The sequence below is a fragment of the Marisediminitalea sp. genome (assembly GCF_984433645.1).
Genome location: NZ_CFIDRX010000057.1, coordinates 1 through 23,669, shown reverse-complemented (window position 1 = coordinate 23,669; position 23,669 = coordinate 1). Strand labels below are relative to the sequence as shown.

The window sequence follows — 23,669 nt, the reverse complement described above, 5'->3', positions numbered from 1 at the left end:
GCTAAACAACCCAATTCCATCAATAAAGCAGCATAACGGGCTTTATCTTGTCTCTGCAGCCACAAAGGGTGACACATCTATAACGATCGGTGGTTTTCCTACAAATTTAACGAAAGCGGTATCAGTTGACTTCATAAAGCTGGACGGATCACCAAAGTGCTACCGTATAAAAGCCCCGGCTGATTCAAACTCTTCTGGTCAAGCAGTCGTTGAGCTCACTCAGGCGCTAATTCAGAACTACCCAATTAATACTTTGATCGACTATGGCGAAAACGTTGTTTTTCAAGTGTCCATGGAAAATCGTGATTCAGGTGATATTTCATCAAGAAATAGCAAGTACATTGTCCACGATGTCGAGTTAATCGAACAGTTATGATCCCACACACCGCGTCAAAATTAGCTCGTTTAAGAGACAAACCCAAAATCAATCATTTGATCAAGTTTCAGATTGGCAGCACCTGGTATTACTTAACTGATGCTGATGTGCCCATTGATTACGGCGGCGCGACATACGTGCCGGGTTACCTCGACTCTGAACAGGTTGGAGAAATAGAGGTAACCAGCGACCCGAAAACCAACGATATCCCAATTGATTTAGAGGCCCATGAAAATACATTTGTGGGCCTTTTGCTTTCAGGCGACTGGATGAACAAACCGCTCACCATTTACAAGTACATTTGGGATGACCAGGGCGAGATTCTGACTAAAAACGCATTTCAGGGGCTGCTTAGTGATTTTGAATTATCTGAGAGCTCACAAACCGCATCCATCATTGTTTCGTCTATCTGGGCCGACTTCGAGAAAACAGCCGGCATCCGCACAAATCCGGCCAGCCAGAACCGTTGGTACCCGGGTGACACCGCCTTTAAGCACGCTGTTCAAGCTATGAAAAAAATCTATTGGGGTAAAGCCGCCCCGGACGATGGCCAAATTGAATTCTTTGGCAACACGATCCAAGTACCAACTGGGTATCAGCAGTAATGAGTATTTTAAAAGATGCGTTTGGCTTCCTGGTTGGCTGGCTGATTGATGTTCCTGAGCAAGAGTACAGAGGAACAGAATTAACCAAGGCTGCCACGGATGACTACATCAAAAAGGTGTATGGAACTGTTCGCCAACAGGCTGGCACCATCATATTTAAACGCACTAACGATGCCGATAACGACAAGATCAAAAACGACCTGCTTCACATTGTAATTGTGTGGGCTGAAGAGTGCGCCAGTGTTTCAGAGTGTTACATTGATGACATCCCGGCATCGTCGAACAATGCTATCTTCTTTGCTAAAAAGAACAAGCGTGTTGTCTATGCTGTAAATTTCCCAAATGGAATGGATGGCTACACCAGTGCCCAGTTAAACGCGGCAGGCTGGACCAATACCGATAAGTGCGAGGGCAAGGCCTGCACTTATGTTGTACTTGAGGCGCACAAAGGCGATAACGCCATTACCTCTGAGCCCAGCTTGAAGGCTGATTTGGTTGGTACCACTACAAGCAACCCGGCTGCCATTCTTAAGGATTATCTGAAAGACCCTATAAACGGAAAGGGCCTTGATGATACATACCTGAACCTGCCGGCGTTCTCTTCGGTTGAGGCGTTCTGTGATTCACAGGTTGAGACTTATACAGGGTCCGGTGTTTATCGAAATCTGTTCACCTGTAATATTGCGCTCGACACGTCCCAGACAATACTGCAAAACACCAATGACATTCTGAGAACCTTCCGCGGCTTGCTGCCAATTCTGGATGGAAAACTAACCCCGATTGTTGAAAAAGACGATCCGGTGGTCTCGTTAGAAATCACTGAAGAAGATATTGACGAGCTGGGGCCAATCCGCAACAGCTCCAAAAAGGACCGCTATAACCAGGTAATAGTGACGTATTACGATGCGGAAGCTGATGGCACTGCACAAGAGGCGGTTTACCCTGAAGTTGATAGCGCTACTGATATCGCCTGGTTGGCTGCAGATAACGGTGTTCGACTGGAAAGAACGGTTGATCTGAAGGGCTGCAACAACTATTACGAGGCGCTGGCCTTCGCCAAAATTCTGGCGGAAATATCCCGTGAGCAGCTGAGCACCACAATCACCATTAAGGGTATCTGGGCGACTCTATTCGAAGTAGGCGACATTGTTAATGTTAGCCACTCGTATCCGGGCTGGGAGCAAAAGCCGTTTCGTATTACCAATACGACTGAAAAAATGGACGAGGTGGAGTTAACACTTCGTGAGCATCAGCCATACATTTACGATTATTTCGGTGAAGGCAATAAGCCTGAAATACCTGATACCAGTATCGACGATTCACCGCCAGCGGTACCCGCCGATTTAACCATTACCCATAGTTACGACAACTTTAAACAGGTGCGCGTGTCGTGGGTGTCTGATGCGGCCCGTTTCGACTATCAGGTGATCGATGAAAACGACAATGTATTAGAGGCAGATCGCACGGCGCTCAACTATGTTGACCTGAAAGGCTATGCTTTAGGCACGTATACGTTCCGCGTTGCGGCCATCGGCGGCCTGAGCCGGTCTTCAGGCTGGGCAGAAATCACCATAACTTTGCAGGTGCCTGGTGTACCGTCATCATTGACAGTAAATGCCAGCAACTTCACGCTCGAATGTATTGCTAATTTACAGGGGGCCGATAGCGCCACCCAGTTTGAATATGCGTTAACACCGGCAAACCAGACAGCGGATCCTACTGATGTTCGGGGGCCGGCCGCGGCATACACTTTTCAAGGCTTGGCGCCTAACACTCAGTATAAAGTTTGGGCCCGCTCTCATAATGCGCTGGGAACCAGTGGTTGGATCTCCCAGCTAGAAACAACAGGATTAAAACCAGAGGATTTAACTGATCTAGTAGCAAACGTTGTTTTACCTGAGTCCACAGAGTCAATAAAGGACAAGTTTTCCGGTATCGCGAGCGACTTACAACAGGCTAGTGATCAATACAGCCAGACGAGCGGTGACTACACTTTGTTATCGCAAGCTCTTATTTCGTTAAATGATGACGTAGGTCTAGTTAAACTGGATGTGCAGACTCTGTTAAATGCCAAAGCAACGTTTGATGCAGAAATAACCCTTACCAATTTCCTAAATGCTGGATTCGGCTACGAGGATGAATTGGGCGATTGGCACGAGGGGGCGGCTTTTGCCAGGGCGTTTGATGAAATAAGAATAGAAAGACCCAGCGGAAGCTTTGTTTCTGTTTATGATTACGTAAATCTGTTGGAAACCAGAACAGGAGATCTTGAGGGGTTATACCAGTTCGGTGTGGAAACGTATAACAGCTTCACTGGAATTGAGATTAAGAGCGGAACAAGCGACGTTAGCTCAATTCGTCTTTTTATGGATAACCTTACTTTCGCCAGTAAAGATGGTCGGGTGGGTTATCAGTACAGCGCGGCATTGGGGCGGCATATTTGGTACGGCGCAACCGTACATATCGGTACCAATGAAATGTCGGTAGAAGATTTCGACCAGCCATTTGGCCCGGACAATTTAACTTATTGGCGAGGGCCAGTGCTGTTAAATATGGGTGAGCCTGACCTTTCACAGTTAATTAAAGCCAACGCGACAGAGTGGCGAGACGATACCGGCGCAAAATATACAGCTGGCGACTTCACCGCAAAGGGTGTGCTTGAGTCAAGTGCTTTAAAGGCGGGAAGCGGAATCATTCTGAATGACGAGGGGTTAACCGGCCCGCCAATCATATACACGTTCGCCAGTAGCAGAAGTAACGACCGTGTTGATCGAACACTTGTAATGCCAACTTTGTATGGACCAGGCTACGTAGTAACGCCGAATGTGGCTCACAGCAACTACCGGTTGTCCTATTACAACATGGATATGTTTCTAAAGGTGCTTTACACCAAAAGCGCGGGCACCAGCACGGTTTCCAACTATGAAATAGAAGTCAAATACACGTTTCAACCATCCGATCCAAGTGGGCCTACATACCCAACAGGGCATAATCAATGGGTTTCGGTACTCTATGGCAGTGTGAACCCGTTGCACGATTATGCTTCTGTGCCCTTGATATATCGATACACAACCCGTTCAGAGCCTTGGGATACATTGCAAATTAGAATTCTGGTTACCTCAGCATCTGGTGAAGGTAAGCCGCTTTCCGTTTTGGGTGAACTTACGGTGTTTAATCAAAACCGTTCAAGCAATACACCAGGCTCAATCAGCTCAGATAGCCATGATTCGCCGGGGAATGAAGAACCAGACTATGACGATATTTACGTTCCGCCAGGATATGTAGCGCCATGAGTACTTATAAATTGAGTGATGTCACAGTGCTTAATGGCGATACAGTCGTTCAGATTAATAATTCTGAGTCCGTATTAGGTGCGCTAAAAGGTTCCTTGGTCCAAATTGGTACACAACAGGCCGTGTTTCTTGATGCTGTGGATATCGAGAACTCTCAATTTTCGCTTACATTTCCATGGCCTTATCCCGATGCAGTTAATGTGGAATGCACTATCGCGCCGATATCGAATGTTATTGCATTAATGGATGTGTACGAAAAGGCCAAAACAACACTAGATTTATTATTGGCGCAAACAAATGTTACCCCGCCCACCAGGAAAGTAGCATCTGTCTCTGAAGCCATTTCAATGGTTAACAATGGCGATCTTTCAGATGGTGACGAGTTTTCCACCACCGCATACCGTGACGGATGGGCGGCTCAGACTGAAGCGCCAAAGGGTGGGAATAGCTATCAGGTTAAAAAATCAACTAGTTCAGGTGCACGGCCCGCTCATGATGGTGGTGAAATCATCCATGTGGGCAGTACCGAGTTTTATTTGTTGGGGCTGTTCCCAACAGATCCTACACCACACCAATTTGGCGCATACGGCGATGGTACCAACTTAGATACTGTTGCATTGCAAAATTGGTTAGCGTACAGCGTTAAAACCGGTGTAGGGCATGTACCGAAGGGAGAGTACCTGTATGACGCTGAGTTGGGTTTGATTGATAAGCCCGTGAGTATTTATGGTGCCGGTAAAACACAGTCTTTATTCAAGGCACTTCCTACATTTACTGGGTGGACAATAAGAATTAGAGAAACCGGTTTCGTTGTTTCTGGGTGGAACAAGGACCAGACAACGTATGATTTTAACGGCGAAGTGAGTGGGGTTAATTTTTCTGAATTCGCGCTGTCAGGCAATAGAGGTAATGGATCTTCTCAGGGTGGGATTCTGTTTTTAGACAGAAATGACAACGTTAATTTTAATTCGGTCTGGATCCATCATTTTTCAGCTGGTGGGTTAATCATAGGGGTTCGAGATATTCGGGCATCAGCCTATATACGAGAATCCGAATTCTATGATCTGCAGGTTCGTATGTGCGGTGATAGAAGCAACCCAGCAATGATCTTATCGTCAGACGGTACTGGGGACGCAACCAATCAGGTTAACTTTTACGGATTGAAAGTGGTTTGGTCACACGGTGAAGGTCTGGTGATCATGAATGACAATACCAATATCGCACTGCGCCGTGTTTATTTCTTTGGTTGCATGGTCCACGGCCAGGAAGGAAGTCTTCTTGAAGGCCGAAATCAAATCACAATCAAAGGTGACGTTAACCTAGTTTCGTTTTACGGATTACGTATTAACGCAACGGAAATTAACTCGTATTCAATTAGCCTAGAGGGGCATAATGGCCTGTATCCTACCGCTATCACTGCTGACATCGACATTACAACTGGTTATGGCGGCGGCATCCAGGTATTAGGTGGTCGGAATCACCGTTTCAACGTGAAAGGTTTATTCGTTGACGGCTCAGAGCTCAGTATCGGCGCTGATGTTGATGGTCCGATAGAAATGCTGGGCGCAATTAAAGAAGACTGGGAAATCGTTGGTGATGAAATTGCGATTGGTAAATGGGTGAGCAGTTACCTCAGCGAACCTGGTCTACCGGCTCGATTCGACGTGATCGCCGTAGGCTTAGAATCGGCAGTACAGCCTGAAATCCACGCGTTTCGAGGACACCCTCACGCTAAACTGGCATCGCCCGCAGGCTCCATTGTATTAAACCGTACCGGTACGCCAGATAAAAACTGTGACTCGATGTACTCGAAGGTGTCCGGTGATGGTAAATCTGGTTATTTCCCCGTTCAACTTTGCTTAGGTGGCACCACTGCAGAACGTCCTGTAGAGCCAACACTCGACCAGATATTTATAGATCACACGTTAGGCTATGTCATTTATTGGGATGGTACAGACTGGCGACCAGCATTTAACCTGGGCGGGAGTGATTTACCAGACCTGACTATTGATGTGAACTCATTAGATTCCATCGGCTATTCATTTGCTGTGGATGCGTCCACAAACCTACCGGGGACAGGGGATTATTTCATTCACACCTGGGGGGCAAATGGTGAAGTCAATAATTCAGTCCACTTTGCCGCCAGGCAAGGGCCGGTAAATGAGGTTCACGTACAGACAATTGATAATGACACCCCGAATGGATGGAGCCAATTACATCATTCGGACAATCTTGTATTTGCACAGAATAACGGTACTTCATCGATAGCTAATAACGGCACCACGTCGGGTGCCAATCTCAATCCATCGAAATCAGGCAACTGGCGAAACGTTTCCGGTAACTCTCTTGCGGTGGGGGCGCATGGCCTGTGGATGCGCGTCTAATCAAACTATAAAAATGGATCTCTAATGGTTGTAAAAAAAATCATTTCAAGCCCAATAAGCTCACCATTGAAAAGCATCATCAAGCCGGGATTGCCTCGATTGTTCCCGTTAATTATTACCGATGATGAGCGTGTAATTATAACTGATGATGAAAACATCCTAGTAGTGGAGAAATAATATGGCGGCAGTACAACAAACAATTACAGTCGGCAGTGATAGCAATGTTCCTGCCGCAAAAATGCAGGGTTTTACTGATGCAACGATGTTCAATGCCTTAAGTAAAGCTAGACAATTGCAAAACTCTAAGCCTGGGGCTACTGCAACCAATAGAGCGGATGCGCAAGCAAAAATTACTGGCGGCTATGTTGACGTCGGAGACTTGGTGTATATCGAAACACGACAGGCTAACTACCGACTAAAAGATGCAGGAAGTGCAGGGGCTAGGCCTGTTGATAACGGCGGGAGCGTTCTGCATGTCGGCTCAGCGGGTCTGTACCTGGAAACTAACTTTATCTATTCACCCTCACCGGCTCAATTCGGTGATGAAGATGATAAAACCACAACACAAGCCATGCAGGCGTTGTGGGCATGGGGCTCAGCCAATTTACGGGGAATTAATCTCGAAGAAAAAGAATATGTCATTACTGCACCTATCGGTAAGTTCACCAAAGCACTGACGGTAAAAGGTGGCGGGCCAACAAAATCTGTGATCAAGCTGGCAGCAACGATGACTGGGTGGGCAGTCGATTTCAAAGAAACCGGTTTCGTTGTGTCAGATTGGACGCGCGATGATGACACGATAACTTACAATGACGAAGTTAGCGGCGTTACGTTCAAAGACTTTTCAATTGTCGGTGACAGAAGCCAAGGCTCTGCGCAGGGTGGTGTTAGATTTTTCGACAGAAACGATAACATTCACACGAGTAGCTTTTGGGTTCAACATTGCTCATTAGGTGGCTTTGCATGTGGATTTTTAGAAGACAGGACAGTTGGCTATATTCGTGAATCTGAATTCTATGATTTGCAAATCCGAATGTGTGGAGACCGAACAAACCCCGCAATGTACATCGGTTCGGCAGGTACCGGCGATGCAACCAATCAACTAGATTTCTATGGATTGAAAGTCGTTTGGCCATTTGGGACAGGGTTGTTAATGGAGAACCTGGCAACGAACAAAGATATGCGAAGAGTCTATTTCCATGGATTCATGCTGCATGGCCAAGAAGACCCCGTGGGTACCGGCAAAGATTTATTAGCTATCGTCGGTAACATCACAAACGTTCGATTTAATAGTTTTCGGACAAACGCCGCTGAGTCAGGCGGTTTTGGTATGGCAATCCGCGGTGACGGTAGCGGCAACTACCCAACCGGTGTGAAGGCGCAAATATGCACCACGAACGCTCACGGCGGCGGCATTAAAATAGAAGGTGGCCGTAACCATGTTATTGAAGTGGATAGCATGTTCACGAATGAAAACCAACTGGAAGTCGATGCGGCAGTAGATGGTTTTATCTCGATTACGGGCATCAAAGACGGTTGGAACATGGCCATTGACCCTGTTGTGGAGCGGAAGTGGCTATCAACATACTACAGTGAAAGCCAAATTCCCGCCCGCTTTGAGCGTATCAAATTAGGCTCAAGCTCTGAATATCAGCCTGAGTTCATTGGTGGTGTTGGCTCTCCAGAGGGTAGTGTTAGTGCCCCAGTTGGTAGTATTTTTCTTAATCGGCAAGGTAGTGCAGACAAAAACTCTGATCAACTGTGGATGAAATTTTCCGGCAGCGGGGCCTCCGGCTGGTATCCCGCGCAGGCGGTGCTCAGTGGCTCCACGGCGGAGCGTCCTGCCAACCCCACCCCTAATCAGATGTACGTGGATGAGACGCTAGTAATGCCTATTTGGTATATAAATGGTGCGTGGCGAGATTCTCAAAGTAATTTAGTTTAGACAAAAAAAAGAGATTCAACATGACCTATTCAACTACAACACACCAGGGTGTCGTAGCCGAAGAACTCATAACCCTTATACAGCGGTTCAGCGATTTTGGCATTCTACTAAATCACTGATTCCGTTGTGTTTGTTGTTTCTCTGATTCTCGTTCTTTTCACCCGCTAAAAAACTTAAAAATACAGTGTAGGTTATTGATAGTTATGATTAATGTGCTTTTTCGCTCGTTTATCATGGGGTGTCAGGGGGCGGAGCGTGGATCCCGCCCTCGTTTTGGGGTCAAAATGGGGTCATAATTTGTCGGTTTTAGTCGGTTTTAGTCTAACACCTATCCTCTGCACCTTAGAGAATAAGCGACTCACGCCGACTGGCATTTTTAATCAGCCGGTTCAAGTCCTGCCCCAAAAAGCCATGTGGTCAAACTCATTGCTAAGTTATTGATTTGCAATATATGCAAGGTGTGTAAAAATAGCCTGAAAAGTAATGTTTAAAAATACAGTTGTTTTATGCTGCAGGCCTTGTAAAGCAAGGTGTCTTTGAAATTTGGGTGGTAATCTTGAGGGGGTGGTGGCTTCGGCCGTGCGGGTTCAAGTCCCGCTTTCCGCACCAAATTTAAAGCCACCATTACGGTGGCTTTTTTTATGCCCCGGACAACGACAGCGTTTAAAATTGTTTCTATACTACAAACGTGTCAGTTTTATCAAGGTAACAGACATACAGAGAACCGGGGCGGCCTCGTCGCGGCTAAACAGACTCAGAGGGATTGATGGGAATTATAAAGCTGTTGGCGTCATTAATACTGCCGCCGTTAGGTGTCTATTTAAAAGTTGGTGTGTGTGGGACTTTTTGGCTCAATATTCTGTTAACTATCCTGGGATATTTGCCGGGTGTCATACATGCGTTTTTTGTGTTGATCAGTAATAAAGGTATTAACGATGTTTAAGCGTGTTTTAATGGTTATGTGTATAGCATGTTTGTCTGTGGGCTGTGCCACGCTGGAAGGTGCCGGGAAAGATATTGAAAAGGCCGGCAAAGCTATTCAGGATGCGGTAGACAGCGAATAATCAACGCTTCAGTGCACGGTGTACGAAAAGGCCAAAAACAAATAAGAGAGCCGCACCGGTCAGACAAAGAACAACGGCTTGTACGCCGAGTGAATGGCGTACTGCCGTGTCAGGTACCCACTCAAACGCCTGCACTGCAATTGGCAGTGCAAACGCAAGAACGATGAAAGCTTTGTGTAGTTGCTTCATGGTGACTCCCTACCTAATAAGACATTAAGCAGTGTCTGCCATTTCGTCTTGATACTCGCGTGCTAATTGCGCCTTCTGCTTAGCACTTAGTATTTTTCCGGCTACCGGGAAGAAATCCTGCTCTTCTTCACTTAAATGGTGCTCTACTTTTTCACGTAACTGCTTAAGCGTTCTTAGCCATACGGGGGAGCTCCAGTCGGTGTTATCAATTTTCTCTACCAGTTCGTCTATCTCATGATGTTCTGCAATGCCGTGTCTGGACAATTCTATGGCGCGATCATGCTGAAGCAATGGCGTATAAAAAAGACGCTCCTCTGCGGTTGCATGCTCCTCAAGCGCTTGTTTCAATTCATCAAAGTATTCTCTGCGAGCAGGTGTGTCACCGTGTGTTTCACATAAAATCTTTAGTAACAGACGCTGTTTTTCATGGTCTTGTCTTAACGCTTCAAAAATCGTCATCGGTGACTCCTTAACGTAATGTAATAATCTGATTTTGCAGTTAATCTGAATTAAGTTTGTTCAGGTAACGTACTTCACTTACAGTGTTGCAATCACTATGCCTGCGATTAAGTTGTTGTTTAATATTTATAAATTTTATTTGTGTGAGTTTGAGGGTAAGGCGTGTTGTGAAAATCTTTACCGGTTCAGGCGAAAACTACACACCTGAACCGGCGCTAATGACGTGCTATTCAAATTTGCTCTGATCGACCAGTAGTGAAAGACTGCCCGGGGCTGTCTGAATATGCAGATGGTTATCCTCATACACCTCTCCATCAATAACATAACGCTGGGTGGAGGGGAGGGACACGGTTATATTTGAGACTTTTTTGTGTGAGATATTGTCTGATGCCGCTTTGCGCTGTTTGTTACTGAATACTAATTCGGCCAGACTTAACAGAGGTGTTTCCTGCTCTGCCTGTAGCCAGGTAACATCCAGTTTGCCGTCTGTCATGTCTGGCTCATCGCCACCCTGGGCTAGCGCTGTGCTTTTAGGTGCGGCATTGGCAACAACCAAAGAAGGGGTGTTTAATTTGACCGGGGGAGCATCGTCAAACGCAACAGTAACGGTTAATGGTTCGTTTTGTCTGATGGCTTGCCACAAACCGGCCAGATACGCGAATTGTCCGCCTTCGTTTTTCTCTTCACGGTCTGCGTGCTCAATCATCTTAGACTCGAACCCTATGGCAGACACCAACAGCATTAACTTGTTATTACAGCTTGCGGTGTCTACCCGGGTTGCATACTGCTCACACAGAATTTCACAAGCCGTTTGAATCGGGTTCAGTACGCTGCGTTTGCCGTAGACCACCTGGCTAAGCGCATTCGCCGTGCCCAGTGGTATGATACCCAGTGTTTTATTTTGCTCTACTGCGATACCCGCGACTTCCGTTACGGTGCCGTCACCGCCACAGGCAACCAGAATGTTGTAGTTGTCTTCTACCGCTTGTTTAGCACAGTCTGCGGCTGAGTAGTCCTCCCGGGTTTGATAAACCCGTACTCGAAAATGGGCGTTCAGATAGGACAGAATTGTCTGTTGGTGGGTAGCCCATTTACCGCCTCCGGCCACGGGGTTAGCTATGAGTGCAAGTCGTTTATTTAATTGCAGCAAGCCTCCACGTTGAATGCGCTCCAATGCACGCAACTGATGCTTATTTAATCGTGCGGTTGTGCGAACTGACTGGATAAGTTGCATAGCATCTTCAATGCTGTTTGCTTGTTTACTCGCCAGCAGGAAGGCCGCCATGACAAAGACTGATCGCCCACGGCCCAGTGCACAGTGCACCAGTATTTTTCGCTCTGCTAACTGATGTTGTTCCAGCCAGTTAATGGCGGTTGTAAGTTGCGCCTCTGTAGGGGAAGTATGGTCGAGTACCGGAATGTTAAGGTAGGCTACATCGTAGCGGTATGACGTCCAGTCCAAACTGTCAAATTCTGCTGTTACATCCAGGATGCAGTCGATACCTTGAGATTTAAGTTTTTCAATGTCATTTGCCTTCAAGCGAGTGCCAAGGTAAAGCTGATCGGTTATTTGTTGAATATTGGGTACTTTATCAGTTTTGCGTGCATACAAGTTATAGAGTTGGACACCGACCAGGAAGGGAATAAACAACCAACGCACGTAAACCGGGATTCGGCCATCTTCCTGTTTGCGGAACACTTGTGGATAGCCCGAAATGTATGCTGCACTTACTGCAACTAAGGCGGCTGCACTCCAGAATAACACCAGGGCAAAAGGCCAGTACGGGATATAATAGGCGGCTAGTAACAGCACAACAGCCAATGCCAGATAATATTTAACCATTTTCATTGAGTTACCCTTCAATTAACAGTTGAACCCAGTTCGCAACAGCGAGTTGAACCAGCTATGGTTACCTTACGTAAAGTAGGTATGTGATGACGTACCTGAGAATGAAGCCATCACAGGGTCAATGGATAAGACAATTCAAAATACGTGCCGTAACAAAATCAGCGAAAGCCATAATGCTAACAATGAAGGATTTTCAAGCGTGAAAGTTGTAGTAAACCTCGTCGGATTTCAAATAATCTGGTGGTTGATGATCTTGTATCAGGACCAGTATGTGTCTATCGGTCTTTTGCTACTGATTGGCCACCTGATGTTGATAAAGGAGCATCGCTGTGAGTCTGTCACGTTGCTGGCCGTGGGCTTTATCGGCACGCTTGTCGACAGTGCGTTAACCTTAGGGGGGGTGTTTGAGTTTACGCAAAACAGTGCTGTAGGCGGCATCGTGCCGATACCATTGTGGCTGATCACGCTGTGGTTCGGGTTCGCCGCAACGCTGAGGCACAGTATGTCCTATCTCTCTGAACGGCTTCTGCTTGCAGGGATATTTGGTGGGATAGGCGGCCCGCTTAGCTATGTTGCCGGAGAGCGGTTAGGGGCTGTCAATTTCGGGTTTTCACTGCCTGTTGTTGTTGCATTGCTAGCTGCCATTTGGGCACTTTTGTTGCCGTTGGCATTTGTGCTCGTTCGTCGACTGGAAGGCCGCTTTTCCAGTGTGAAAATCTTTCACAATGAAGCGTAAAATTGGGTAACAGGGAGTTACCTTACCGACAATGAGTCAGTCGTCTTGCCAGACGTGAAAGGCCCAACCCTTTGTAACACGCGTGCTTACGCTTTTTCTCCTAGTATTTCAGCTATTGGCTCAGTGCTTGCAAATTCCCATTCATTACGTACAGGGTTATTTACGAATGGAGGGGAGTGTAATGAACGTGACTTCACAGCAGGGACAGTTATCAAAGACGAATAGCAGACACAGTCGTGTGTTGCATAGGGCCTTCGTACCTGACTATGTATCTGTGGGGTTTATTGTTGATAGATGGGATGACGGTATCGATGCCGCTGCAGCAAATCTAGGTGCAGCGCTAGGTAACGCGGGAATTAAATTACAAATCATCAGTATTGATGACCTGCTAACTTCTGCTGAGTCCCTTTCCGGTCTGTCAGGTCTTATTATAGCAGTCCACGACAACACGCCTGACGATTACATCCGGTCACTTTCAGAGCGTATTGCCAATCAGCAAGTTACCCTGTTTCCCCATTGCGGTCTGCTTTCCTGCATTGATACCAGTAGCCTTCAACAACGGGCAAATCCAATGCGCAGTGTCGAAGCACAGCTTTTGGCTCGTCTCCAACAGTGGCAGTGGATTGGGATTCCTCAGGATAAACAAAGTGAAACCGAACTATCGTCGTGGTTACGCGCGGTCAGTATCCAGTGTCGATATCACGCTGAAAACCACCATTTTGCAATGTAAGCATGAAAATTATTTGAATCGTAATTATGTTGTCATGTTTTTGTATAAATAAAAGCATATAAAAATTGACTTCTATTTATTTTTATAGCCTGCATTCTGTGTGAAATTAGGTGGAAATCACATTTATACAACGATGTAAAGGTGTTGAGTTCATTATTTTCTTGTAATTTGAGTTCTAATCATTATAATTCGTGCACTAATTATTTGGTAAAGCACTTAAGCGTGAAAGAGGCATTATTCATTCATGGCGTTAGAAAGTTATATTTCGTTGGCAGTGTATTTCGTTGCCATGTTAGGCATTGGGTTGTTTGCTTATAAACAATCTACCAGTGATATTTCAGGGTACATTCTGGGCGGGCGTCAGGTCAGTCCTCAGGTAACTGCTTTATCAGCCGGCGCGTCAGATATGAGTGGATGGATGTTGATGGGATTGCCCGGCGCTATGTTCGTGGCCGGTTTTGATGCGCTCTACATTGCAATCGGTCTGGTATTAGGTGCATTGGCAAATTATTTTCTGGTGGCCCCCAAACTCCGGGTCTATACCGAGGTTGCAGATGATTCATTGACCGTCCCTGAGTTTTTTGCAAAGCGGTTTGGTCAGGCAAGTGCCAGTGTGCGAATGGTGTCTGCCGCTATTATAGTGCTGTTCTTCACGCTCTACACGTCAGCCGGACTGGTTGCAGGCGGCAAGCTGTTTGAAAGTGCGTTTTCGCTTAATTATCAGTTGGGGCTAATCATTACACTGGCAGTGGTTGTCTCGTACACCCTGTTGGGGGGATTTTTGGCGGTCAGCATGACGGATTTTGTGCAAGGTTGCATCATGTTCGTCGCGCTGGTGCTGGTGCCAATAGTTGCGTTTACTGAATTTGAAAGTGCGGCCCAGATGTCGGCATCTGCATTTGAGTCCATACCGAGTCTGTCGGCGTCGTGGCAAAGTGTGACGCTGGTTGGTCTGATCTCCAGTCTGGCCTGGGGACTAGGGTATTTCGGTCAGCCTCATATTATTGTGCGCTTTATGGCCATTCGTTCGGTTAGCGATGTAGGCACAGCACGAAACATTGGGATGTCGTGGATGCTGGTCACGATTATTGGTGCATTAGCTACAGGGTTTGTCGGCATTGCTTATGCCAACCAGTTTGGTTTGGCCGTTGATGATCCCGAAACCATTTTTATTTTATTTTCTGAGATTTTGTTTCACCCGTTAATTAGCGGATTCTTAATGGCAGCGATATTGGCTGCGATTATGAGTACGATTTCTTCGCAGTTACTCGTTTCAGCGAGTTCATTGACCGAGGACATTTATCGGGTGGTGAGTAAAAAGACGCTCACCGAGGCCAAAACCGTTGCTATCGGCCGTTACGGGGTAGCCGGCGTTGCATTGGTTGCATTGTTACTGGCATGGGATGCCTCAAACACTATATTGTCGCTGGTGAGTAATGCATGGGCTGGATTTGGTGCAGCATTCGGGCCGTTAGTATTGGCGTGTCTTTACTATCGTCAGCTAACGCATAGCGCCGCCTTGGCCGGGATTGTCAGTGGTGCTGCTACCGTGTTGTTTTGGATTTATGCCCCGGTGCTGGAGAACGGTGAGACACTGAGTTCAGTTATCTACGAAATCGTGCCTGGCTTTATTGTTAGTGCCGTCACGATTGCAGTTGTCACTATTTTCAGCGAGGCGCCTGATGAACGTGTTCAGGCAAAGTTTAGAGAAACGAATCAAGTATTAGCAGATTTATCATAGGATTTATGAAAACAATGAGTCGTTCAAATTGGAAACGAATTGTCGTAAAGGTAGGCAGTGCATTAATTGCGCCTAACCGTCAGGGATGTAGCAGTCATTATCTATTGAGTATTGCTCAGTTCATCGTGCGTTGTCGCGCCCAAGGTATTCAGGTGGTGTTGGTATCCTCTGGATCTGTTGCGGCGGGGGCACATATTTTTCCGGAACAGAGCAAAAAAGACATTGCTGTTAAAAAAGCCATGGCCGCTGCCGGTCAAACTGAGATGATGGCAACGTGGGATAAGTTATTTGATTTTCCCTCGGCGCAAATATTATTAACCCACGCTGATTTACGTGATCGTGAGCGCTATGTCAGCATTCGGGATACGACGTTTAGTCTGCTGGAGCATGGTGTGTTGCCGATCATTAACGAAAACGACACCGTCACCACAGACAAACTGAAAGTCGGTGATAACGATAACCTCTCAGCTATGGTCGCTGCGTGTGCAGATGCAGATGCACTGATAATATGCTCTGATGTAGACGGGCTTTACGACAAAAATCCGCACAAGCACGACGATGCAAAGCTGCTGTCGTGGGTAGATAACATCAATGCAGACATCTATGCTATGGCAGGAGGTGCTGCTGAAGATGGCGTCGGCACTGGCGGTATGAAAACCAAAATCGAAGCAGCTGAAAAAGCGGTTTCGCATGGTATAGATACATTTATTATTAATGGCTTTACCGAGTTATCGTTTAATCTATTGTTAGACGGAAAAAATCCGGGCACCCACTTCCAGGCGCATGAAAAACCAATGAAAGAGAATATACATTGGATGACACATACCTCGAATGCCCAGGGTGAGGTGGTAATAAACGAGGACTTTACTGATTCTCTTGACGACAATGTTGATGCTTTGACGAGCAAAGAAATCATTGATGTAAAAGGCGAGTTTTCAGTAGGTGATACCATCCTTGTGCGCCGCGAAGACGGCACCAAACTCGCGAAAGCAAAATCGAATTACAGTAGCTGTTTACTGAACTTTATTGCCAATCAGGACAATCAGGAGTTTGCCTCTGAATTTGAGGAGAAAACCGGTCCGATTATTTCAGAACAGCATATAGCAGTATTGGAGAACAAATGAGCTTAATTACAAACATTGCAAATGACACTGCGCGCGCCGCTAAAGTGCTGGCAGTGCTTGATGAACAAACAAAGAATAATGTTCTGGCTGATATGGCTGCCGCTATCCGCGGGGCCGCAGAGCACATTATTGAAGTAAATGCCGCTGAAGTGGCAGCGGGTAAAGCCGCAGGTCTCGATGAGGCTATGCAGGATCGACTGACCCTGACGCCAGCGCGTATCGAAGACATGGCACAGGGTATTGAGACGATTATTTCTCTGGACGACCCGGTTGGAAAGGAACGCCATATCACTGACCGTCCTAACGGGCTTAAGATTCAAAAAATGCGTGTGCCGCTTGGCGTGGTATGTATGATTTACGAAGCGCGTCCGAATGTAACTGCCGACGCGGGTGCATTGTGCTTTAAATCTGGAAACGGGGTTATTTTACGCGGAGGTAAAGAGGCGTTGAACACGAGCCTGGCTATTGCCGGCTTGTTACAGGAAGTATTACGTAAGCACCAGTTGCCAGAAGCGTTAATCAGCGTAATTCCAGATCCTGATCGCGGTTTAATGCAGGAGTTAATGGAACAAACAGAGACTATCGACGTGATTATTCCACGCGGTGGTGAAGGGTTAATCCGTTATGTCACTGACAACAGTAAAGTGCCGGTCATCCAGCACTTCAAAGGAGTGTGTCATTTGTACGTCGACAAAGACGCCGACTTAACGATGGCCATGGACTTGCTGGTTAATGGTAAAACCCAACGCACCGGTGTGTGTAATGCATTGGAAGGTCTGGTCGTGCATCAGGCCGTAGCCGGTGATTTTCTGCCTCAGGTTAGCGCCATGTGTCAGGAAAAAGGCGTAACCGTGCACGTCAATCAGGCGGGCGCAGCGTATTTTAGCGAGGCTGATGTCATTGCAGATGATGCATTCGGCGAAGAGTACTTAGGGCCAGAAATCGCTATTCGCGTTGTCGACGATTTTAATCAGGCCTTAGCGCACATTGATCAGTTTGGTAGCCACCACACAGAGGTGATTTGTACGCAAAACGCCGAGACCGCCCGATTGTTCCAGCGAGCAGTAGATGCTTCTGCGGTAATGGTAAACGCGTCTTCGCGCTTCAACGACGGCAGTCAGCTAGGCTTGGGTGCTGAAATCGGTATTGCAACCACCAAGTTGCATGCCTACGGCCCGATGGGACTGGAGTCACTGACAACAGAAAAATATGTGGTCTCCGGCACAGGTCAGGTTCGCGAATAAGCTATACTAACGACGCAGACTGCGTAATAACGAATTTCGTCGATAAACCAGATGATTACCGATGGTGAGTCGGTTACAATTTGATTTTTAAAGTCACCGTGCTCAGTCACGGTGATTTTTTTCGTTATAGAGGCAAACTAACGTGAACGAAACTGTTGAGTACGGGTGGTCGCTCTTCCTGGCATTTACTCAATCCCATAAGCTCCTGACATCATTGTTTTTGGTGGTCATTTTCATGGCTGTCAAAAAAATGCTTATCAAAGTCCTGCGCCGTCAGAGTAAACGCCGGGGCGAGGATAAGCGCCATTCAATCAATACCATTGACCAATTAGGTAATGCATTGTTGTTGGTATTGTTGCTTACCTTGTGGGCCAATGAAGTGCAGAGTCTGGCACTGTCAATTGCTGCTTTTATGGTAGCGATCGTCTTTGCCACACGAGAGCTTATTCAGTGCTTCATTGGGTTTGTCTATTACATGACAACCCGCCCTTTCCGAGTCGGGAACTGGGTTCAACTGGGCACGCAGGTGGGCGAGGTGGTTGAACTGGATTGGGCGAAAACCACGCTGTTGGAAGTCGATCCTGACACGTATAATTACACCGGTAAACACGTATACGTGCCCAATAACCAACTGATGAATCAGGTGGTTAAAAACCTGAATTTCCTGCGAAGATACCGGCTGCACAGCTTCGAAATCACCAATGAGCCGTTTGCTGACCCCTATGTATTGCTGGAACCATTCGAAACCCTGGTTACTGAGCATTGCGCACATTTCAGAGACGTGGCTGAGCGGTACAAAAGTTTAATTGAACGTAATCTGGACGCCGGGTTTATCAGTATTGACCCGGAAATTGATATTGAAACCAATCACCTGGCAAAAATAGTCGTCAAGATTGGCTTGTTTTGCCCCTCTGATGAAGCGTTCAAACTGGAACAGAAAATCCGGGCTGACTGGACTCGTTTATGGTTTGAAGAAATCAAGCGGCAACAAAAAGAGGGCGGCTTGGCGGCACCGATAATGCCAGGCTAAAGCCAATTGCGCTGGTCGCTGAAATGATGGCTTAAAAAGTCCATTTGATCGGCTAGTATGCGCCGGTTCATCAAATAAAAGCGTTCGTACAAATTTGGCCTGAAGGGGACAGCTAACAATGGCATATTGGCTTCTTCGGGCGTTCGCGCCCCTTTTTGATGGTTGCATCTTGAACAAGCAGTAGCCACATTCGTCCACTCATTCTTCCCCCCACGGGAACGCGGAATAATATGGTCGCGAGTCAGCTGACCCGAACGAAATCGATTTCCACAGTACAAGCACAATTGATTATCGCGCCGAAACAAATATCGGTTAGTCAGGGCAATTTTGCCATGCGTGACCACTTTGCCATCACAGGCGATAATGGAGCTGAGTTGCAATCGGCTTTGTACACCGTAGCGATTGTGACCACCCAATAACGTATATTGCTGACTTCCAAGTTCAAACAGTACTTTACCTTGCGCGTAATAACGCGCTGCCTGATAGATATTTAGCCAGTCTTGAGGCGCACCGGCCTTGTTTAAACGCAAAATTAGCATGACCACTGATTCTCCGTGTAATACCTGTTTAATCTCCACATCGAACGCTAGCGTTAAAATGCACATCGCCGTGCGATGGGGACTGAAATCGCTGACTTTCCTTCCTTTTTCTGGTTACAGATATTACAGATGAGTATGACAGATGGATGAAAATTTAACCAATATTTTGAACTGGGAGGAATTAAGCCCGTAAAACGGCAAAAATTTGCAATTGAACGGATTAGTTATTGGTAAAGATATAGTATCGCCGCTATACTAAGCGCCGCGTTTAAAAGCGAAGAAATTGTAAAGAAAGAATTAAAGGACAAATAGTGACTCCTATTACAAAAACTTTCCAGTATGGTCAACATACTGTGACTCTAGAAACGGGCGTAATCGCTCGTCAGGCAACCGCTGCAGTAATGGCCAGCATGGACGATACTTCAGTACTGGTAACTGTAGTGGGCAAAAAAGAGGCGAAAGCCGATCAAGACTTTTTCCCTCTGACTGTTAACTATCAGGAAAAAACTTACGCTGCCGGTAAGATCCCTGGTGGATTCTTTAAGCGTGAAGGTCGCCCTTCAGAAGGTGAGACCCTGACTGCACGCCTTATCGACCGCCCAATTCGCCCTCTGTTCCCAGAAGGGTTTAAAAACGAAGTTCAGGTTGTTGTTACAGTTGTATCTTCTAACCCTGAAATCCCAACTGACATTATTTCAATGATCGGTACGTCTGCGGCACTTGCTATCTCTGGTATTCCATTTAACGGCCCAATTGGTGCGGCACGTGTTGGTTATACTGACGGTGAGTACATCCTTAATACCCGTAACAGTGAACAGGAAACCAGTCAGCTGGATCTGGTTGTTGCTGGTACAGAAGGCGCAGTACTGATGGTTGAATCAGAAGCCAGTGTATTGTCTGAAGACGTAATGCTGGGCGCCGTGATGTTTGGTCACGAGCAATTGCAAACGGTTATTGCTGCAGTTAACGAATTTGCCGCTGAAGTTGCCACGCCGAAGTGGGACTGGGTAGCACCTGCAGAAAACACCAGCCTGAAAGACAAAATTAAAGCGCTTGCCCTCGAGGGTATGACTGCGGCTTATCAGATTTCTGACAAGCTGGAGCGTAAAGATGCAGTTACCGCGGTAACTGAAAAAGCAGCGGCTGAAATTCTGGCGGCTGATGAAGAGCAAGATCCAAAAGAAGTACTGGACCTGTTACACGAGCTGGAAAGTGACGTGGTACGTTCACGCATTCTGGCAGGCGAGCCACGTATTGATGGCCGTGACCCAACAATGGTTCGTGCGCTTAACGTGTCTACTGGCGTATTACCACGTACACACGGTTCAGCGGTATTCACCCGTGGTGAAACGCAGGCGCTGGTGGTTGCAACCTTAGGTACTGAGCGTGACGCGCAGATGATTGACGAACTGTCTGGTAAGAAAGACAGCCGCTTCATGCTGCACTACAACTTCCCTCCATACTGTGTGGGTGAAACTGGCATGATCGGTTCGCCAAAGCGTCGTGAAATTGGTCACGGTCGTTTGGCTAAGCGTGGTATTCAGGCAGTTATGCCTTCTGAAGAAGAATTCCCGTATGTTGTTCGTGTGGTTTCTGAAATCACTGAATCAAACGGTTCATCTTCAATGGCGTCTGTGTGTGGTACCTCTCTGGCATTAATGGATGCGGGTGTACCAATCAAAGCGTCAGTTGCGGGTATCGCGATGGGGCTGGTTAAGAGTGACGATAACTTCGTGGTGCTTTCTGATATCCTGGGTGATGAAGATCACTTAGGCGACATGGACTTTAAAGTTGCGGGTACTACCGAAGGTATTACGGCACTGCAGATGGATATCAAAATTGAAGGTATCACTAAAGAAATCATGCAGATTGCCCTTAAACAGGCAAAAGAAGCCCGTTTACACATTCTTGGCGTAATGGACTCTGCTCTGGGCGGCCACCGCGAAGAAATGAGCGAATTTGCACCGCGCATTTACACGCTGAAGATTGATCAGGACAAGATCCGTGACGTTATCGGTAAAGGCGGCGCGATGATTCGTTCAATCACCGAAGAGTCTGACACTAACATCGAAATCGAAGACGATGGTACCGTGAAGATCTTCGCAACTGAGCGTGCTAAAGCTGAAATCGCGATTGCGAAAATCGAACAGGTTACTGCTGAAATCGAAGTAGGTAAGACCTACAACGGTAAAGTGACTCGTATCGTAGACTTCGGTGCATTTGTTGAAGTATTACCAGGTAAAGAAGGTCTGGTTCACATTTCACAAATAGCTCACGAGCGCGTGAACAAGGTGACTGATTACCTGTCTGAAGGTCAGATGGTTGACGTGAAAGTGATGGAAATCGACCGTCAGAACCGCGTACGTCTGAGCATTAAGGAATTGTTGGAAAAGCCAGCAAAGCCTGAGTCAAACGACGAATAATTGGTAAATTACCAATAAAAGGGGCATTTAATGCCCCTTTTTTTGTAGGAGAAAATCATGGATAAAGCGACACAAAACGCCATAGAAGCAAAGGTATTCCAAACGCTGATCGACCATTTGGACGCCAATAAGGACGTTCAAAATATCGATTTGATGATCTTGGCGGATTTTTGCAGAAACTGCCTGGCAAAGTGGTATAGCAAAGCTGCGGCAGAAGAGGGCGTTGAGATTGATTATGATGCCGCTCGCGAGATAGTTTATAAAATGCCTTACAGTGAATGGAAAGAGCACCATCAGTTACCGGCTACCGACGAGCAAATGGCCGCGTTTAACGCCCGCCAGGCAAAGAAACAGTCTTGATTGCTGTAGGCATACAAATTGATTAACTGAAATCAGTTTAACGAAAAGTACCAAGGCTGGTTGCAGGTATGCTTCCAGCCTTTTTGCTATTGCCGGGTACCGCGAATGCGGTTGTCCATGACCAGCGTCGTTATTTGTCCATCTTCATTACGCTCGAAGTGAATGGTGCTGCCGTCCAAAGCAAAAAAGCGCCCATCGCCTTCATGCCAGTGCATTTCATTATCGATGTAGGGCAGCGCGGTTAGTCGGAATCCCTCGGGAGCCGGGCTCAATACTATATCGACCTCTACGGGCGTAGTAACACGGTAGGTTCCAAGGTATTCTGCTATTATTTTGGCAGGCGTTTCCGGTATCGTTTTGTAGGTGGGTTCTTCATAACCAATGTCGAACGCTTCTTTTATGCGGATTTCCAGCTCTCGAATTAACTGCCTGCCATTATCGCCGTTGGTCATGATGGCGTAGCCGTTACCCGTTCCGATTTCCAGATAAAACTGCGACATGAACCCGGCATCGGCACCACCATGGGCAAACCCGATCAGATTGTTATCTTCTTTATATAAAAAATACCCAATACCCACATGGGGTGGTGATCCGGTTGGAGAATTGGATGTCAACATGTCTGTTGCGCTCGCCTGTGATAACCAGTTTTCCTTATCATCAGTGAGATAGCTTTGTCTTATTTCTGCGCCTAAACGCAACAAGTCACTAGGCGTGCTCCACATACCCGCTGCAGCCAGTGTTGCGTAGGTATGGGCTCCACCTTCTACGGGATTGCCAGCGTCATCATAAGGTGTCGCCATATTGGAAGCCAATTCGGCTGAAATCGGCTGTGTAAATCCCGAACGAGTCATACCCAGTGGTGAAAACAGCAATTGTTCGGCCATCGCAGTGAGTGGCTCTGAAGACACGTCCTGCAGTAAAAGTTGGGCAATGGTGGTACCACCGCCAGAATAACGCATAGCACTACCGGGCTTTATATCTACCACTACCGCTGCTGTGTTGGCGGGCGAGGCGCCATCCAGTACTTGCTCCAGAGTTGGAATAGCTTCACCTTTGGCATAACCGGGAAAGCCATGCACCGTTGTGCCAGCTGAGTGACTTAATAGGCGACGCAACGTAACGGGTTCTTGATCGCTCCATGGGTGTGCCGGTACCTGCCAGCTTGTTAGCAGCCCGTTTACGTCAGTATCTAAATCCAGCCCGTGGGTTTCACGGTATTTCATTAGCACTGCGGCAAAAGTCGGTTTAGAAATGCTTCCAGCCTGAAAAACCGTATCGCTGTCGACAGGTTGCCCAGTGGTTAGATCCTTAACGCCGTGCTCCAAAGTCCAGGCGATGCGACCGTTTTGCATGATGGCAATGGAAACCCCCGGCACCTGATGATGTTCAAGCCGCTGCGCCAGACTTTGTGTTTGTGCCGGTCGATTCAAAATACGCACAGGCGGTGTCAGTCCGTTCAATAGCTGTGTCTGTGCGGGTATCACTGTTTCGGCAGTCATTGATTCGCTGGATGGGCTAACGTCAGCGGGTTGGCAACCTGTGACAAGTAGCGACACTATGGCAATGGTCAGGGCAGGC

The 23,669-nt window shown here is 47.0% G+C and carries 20 protein-coding genes; 15 read left to right on the top strand and 5 right to left on the bottom strand.

Annotated elements, in window-relative coordinates; all coding sequences use genetic code 11:
* The 7 genes from AC4MRN_RS09410 to AC4MRN_RS09380 form a co-directional block, all read left to right on the top strand.
* Nucleotides 1-376, top strand: a 376-nt coding sequence (locus tag AC4MRN_RS09410; RefSeq protein WP_491203121.1) for a hypothetical protein, incomplete at its 5' end; no start/stop codon positions are given.
* A complete protein-coding gene (locus AC4MRN_RS09405) occupies nucleotides 373-981 on the top strand; it encodes a hypothetical protein (RefSeq protein WP_491203120.1) in 609 nt (202 codons plus the stop codon). The genes AC4MRN_RS09410 and AC4MRN_RS09405, both read left to right, overlap by 4 nt.
* On the top strand, nucleotides 981-4,274 hold the full coding sequence (locus AC4MRN_RS09400; RefSeq protein ID WP_491203119.1) for a phage tail protein: 3,294 nt from the start codon (nucleotides 981-983) through the stop codon (nucleotides 4,272-4,274). The genes AC4MRN_RS09405 and AC4MRN_RS09400 overlap by 1 nt, the downstream gene beginning before the upstream one ends.
* Nucleotides 4,271-6,658, top strand: a complete 2,388-nt coding sequence (locus AC4MRN_RS09395) for a hypothetical protein (RefSeq protein WP_491203118.1) — start codon at nucleotides 4,271-4,273, stop codon at nucleotides 6,656-6,658. Before AC4MRN_RS09400 ends, AC4MRN_RS09395 begins: the two co-directional genes overlap by 4 nt.
* A 178-nt stretch (nucleotides 6,659-6,836) precedes the next feature.
* A complete protein-coding gene (locus AC4MRN_RS09390) occupies nucleotides 6,837-8,603 on the top strand; it encodes a hypothetical protein (protein ID WP_491203117.1) in 1,767 nt (588 codons plus the stop codon).
* A 766-nt stretch (nucleotides 8,604-9,369) separates the two neighbouring features.
* Nucleotides 9,370-9,546 carry a YqaE/Pmp3 family membrane protein gene (locus tag AC4MRN_RS09385; protein ID WP_491203116.1) on the top strand — a complete coding sequence of 59 codons (177 nt, stop codon included), beginning with the start codon at nucleotides 9,370-9,372 and terminating at the stop codon, nucleotides 9,544-9,546.
* Complete coding sequence (locus tag AC4MRN_RS09380) at nucleotides 9,539-9,667, top strand: entericidin A/B family lipoprotein (RefSeq protein WP_084526371.1); 129 nt, start codon at nucleotides 9,539-9,541, stop codon at nucleotides 9,665-9,667. The genes AC4MRN_RS09385 and AC4MRN_RS09380 overlap by 8 nt, the downstream gene beginning before the upstream one ends.
* Here AC4MRN_RS09380 and AC4MRN_RS09375 read toward each other — a convergent pair whose 3' ends face one another.
* The 3 genes from AC4MRN_RS09375 to AC4MRN_RS09365 form a co-directional block, all read right to left on the bottom strand.
* The gene (locus tag AC4MRN_RS09375; RefSeq protein ID WP_155014699.1) at nucleotides 9,668-9,856 is read right to left on the bottom strand and encodes a hypothetical protein; all 189 of its coding nucleotides are present in this window, start codon (nucleotides 9,854-9,856) and stop codon (nucleotides 9,668-9,670) included. It abuts the gene before it with no gap.
* Nucleotides 9,857-9,880: 24 nt separating this feature from the next.
* A complete protein-coding gene (locus AC4MRN_RS09370; protein WP_491203115.1) occupies nucleotides 9,881-10,315 on the bottom strand; it encodes a hemerythrin domain-containing protein in 435 nt (144 codons plus the stop codon).
* A gap of 226 nt (nucleotides 10,316-10,541) precedes the next feature.
* The gene (locus AC4MRN_RS09365) at nucleotides 10,542-12,164 is read right to left on the bottom strand and encodes a diacylglycerol kinase family protein (protein WP_491203114.1); all 1,623 of its coding nucleotides are present in this window, start codon (nucleotides 12,162-12,164) and stop codon (nucleotides 10,542-10,544) included.
* A gap of 199 nt (nucleotides 12,165-12,363) precedes the next feature.
* On the opposite strand from AC4MRN_RS09365, the gene AC4MRN_RS09360 reads away from it, so the two are divergent.
* The 6 genes from AC4MRN_RS09360 (at nucleotide 12,364) to AC4MRN_RS09335 (ending at nucleotide 18,769) form a co-directional block, all read left to right on the top strand.
* Complete coding sequence (locus AC4MRN_RS09360; RefSeq protein WP_175555788.1) at nucleotides 12,364-12,900, top strand: DUF2878 domain-containing protein; 537 nt, start codon at nucleotides 12,364-12,366, stop codon at nucleotides 12,898-12,900.
* Between the two features lie 181 nt (nucleotides 12,901-13,081).
* Nucleotides 13,082-13,630: a hypothetical protein gene (locus tag AC4MRN_RS09355; RefSeq protein WP_073321451.1), complete on the top strand. Its 549-nt coding sequence runs from the start codon at nucleotides 13,082-13,084 to the stop codon at nucleotides 13,628-13,630.
* 244 nt (nucleotides 13,631-13,874) lie between these two features.
* Nucleotides 13,875-15,371: a sodium/proline symporter PutP gene (gene putP / locus AC4MRN_RS09350; RefSeq protein ID WP_491054613.1), complete on the top strand. Its 1,497-nt coding sequence runs from the start codon at nucleotides 13,875-13,877 to the stop codon at nucleotides 15,369-15,371.
* A gap of 14 nt (nucleotides 15,372-15,385) precedes the next feature.
* Complete coding sequence (gene proB / locus AC4MRN_RS09345; RefSeq protein WP_073321445.1) at nucleotides 15,386-16,495, top strand: glutamate 5-kinase; 1,110 nt, start codon at nucleotides 15,386-15,388, stop codon at nucleotides 16,493-16,495.
* Nucleotides 16,492-17,739, top strand: a complete 1,248-nt coding sequence (locus tag AC4MRN_RS09340) for a glutamate-5-semialdehyde dehydrogenase (protein WP_155014704.1) — start codon at nucleotides 16,492-16,494, stop codon at nucleotides 17,737-17,739. Before proB ends, AC4MRN_RS09340 begins: the two co-directional genes overlap by 4 nt.
* Nucleotides 17,740-17,974: 235 nt before the next feature.
* Nucleotides 17,975-18,769 (top strand): mechanosensitive ion channel family protein, encoded by a 795-nt coding sequence (locus tag AC4MRN_RS09335; protein ID WP_084526468.1) that lies wholly within the window; start codon nucleotides 17,975-17,977, stop codon nucleotides 18,767-18,769.
* On the opposite strand, the gene AC4MRN_RS09330 is transcribed toward AC4MRN_RS09335, so the two are convergent.
* On the bottom strand, nucleotides 18,766-19,308 hold the full coding sequence (locus AC4MRN_RS09330; protein ID WP_073322758.1) for an HNH endonuclease: 543 nt from the start codon (nucleotides 19,306-19,308) through the stop codon (nucleotides 18,766-18,768). The genes AC4MRN_RS09335 and AC4MRN_RS09330 overlap by 4 nt on opposite strands.
* 311 nt (nucleotides 19,309-19,619) lie before the next feature.
* Between AC4MRN_RS09330 and pnp the strand changes: the two genes are divergently transcribed.
* Together pnp and AC4MRN_RS09320 are read left to right on the top strand one after the other, a co-directional pair.
* Nucleotides 19,620-21,731: a polyribonucleotide nucleotidyltransferase gene (pnp, locus tag AC4MRN_RS09325; RefSeq protein WP_490710581.1), complete on the top strand. Its 2,112-nt coding sequence runs from the start codon at nucleotides 19,620-19,622 to the stop codon at nucleotides 21,729-21,731.
* 57 nt (nucleotides 21,732-21,788) lie between these two features.
* Nucleotides 21,789-22,091 carry a DUF1244 domain-containing protein gene (locus AC4MRN_RS09320; RefSeq protein ID WP_487965920.1) on the top strand — a complete coding sequence of 101 codons (303 nt, stop codon included), beginning with the start codon at nucleotides 21,789-21,791 and terminating at the stop codon, nucleotides 22,089-22,091.
* Nucleotides 22,092-22,177: 86 nt separating this feature from the next.
* Here AC4MRN_RS09320 and AC4MRN_RS09315 read toward each other — a convergent pair.
* Nucleotides 22,178-23,669 (bottom strand): serine hydrolase (locus tag AC4MRN_RS09315; protein WP_491203113.1); only part of this gene is annotated, 1,492 nt, incomplete at its 5' end.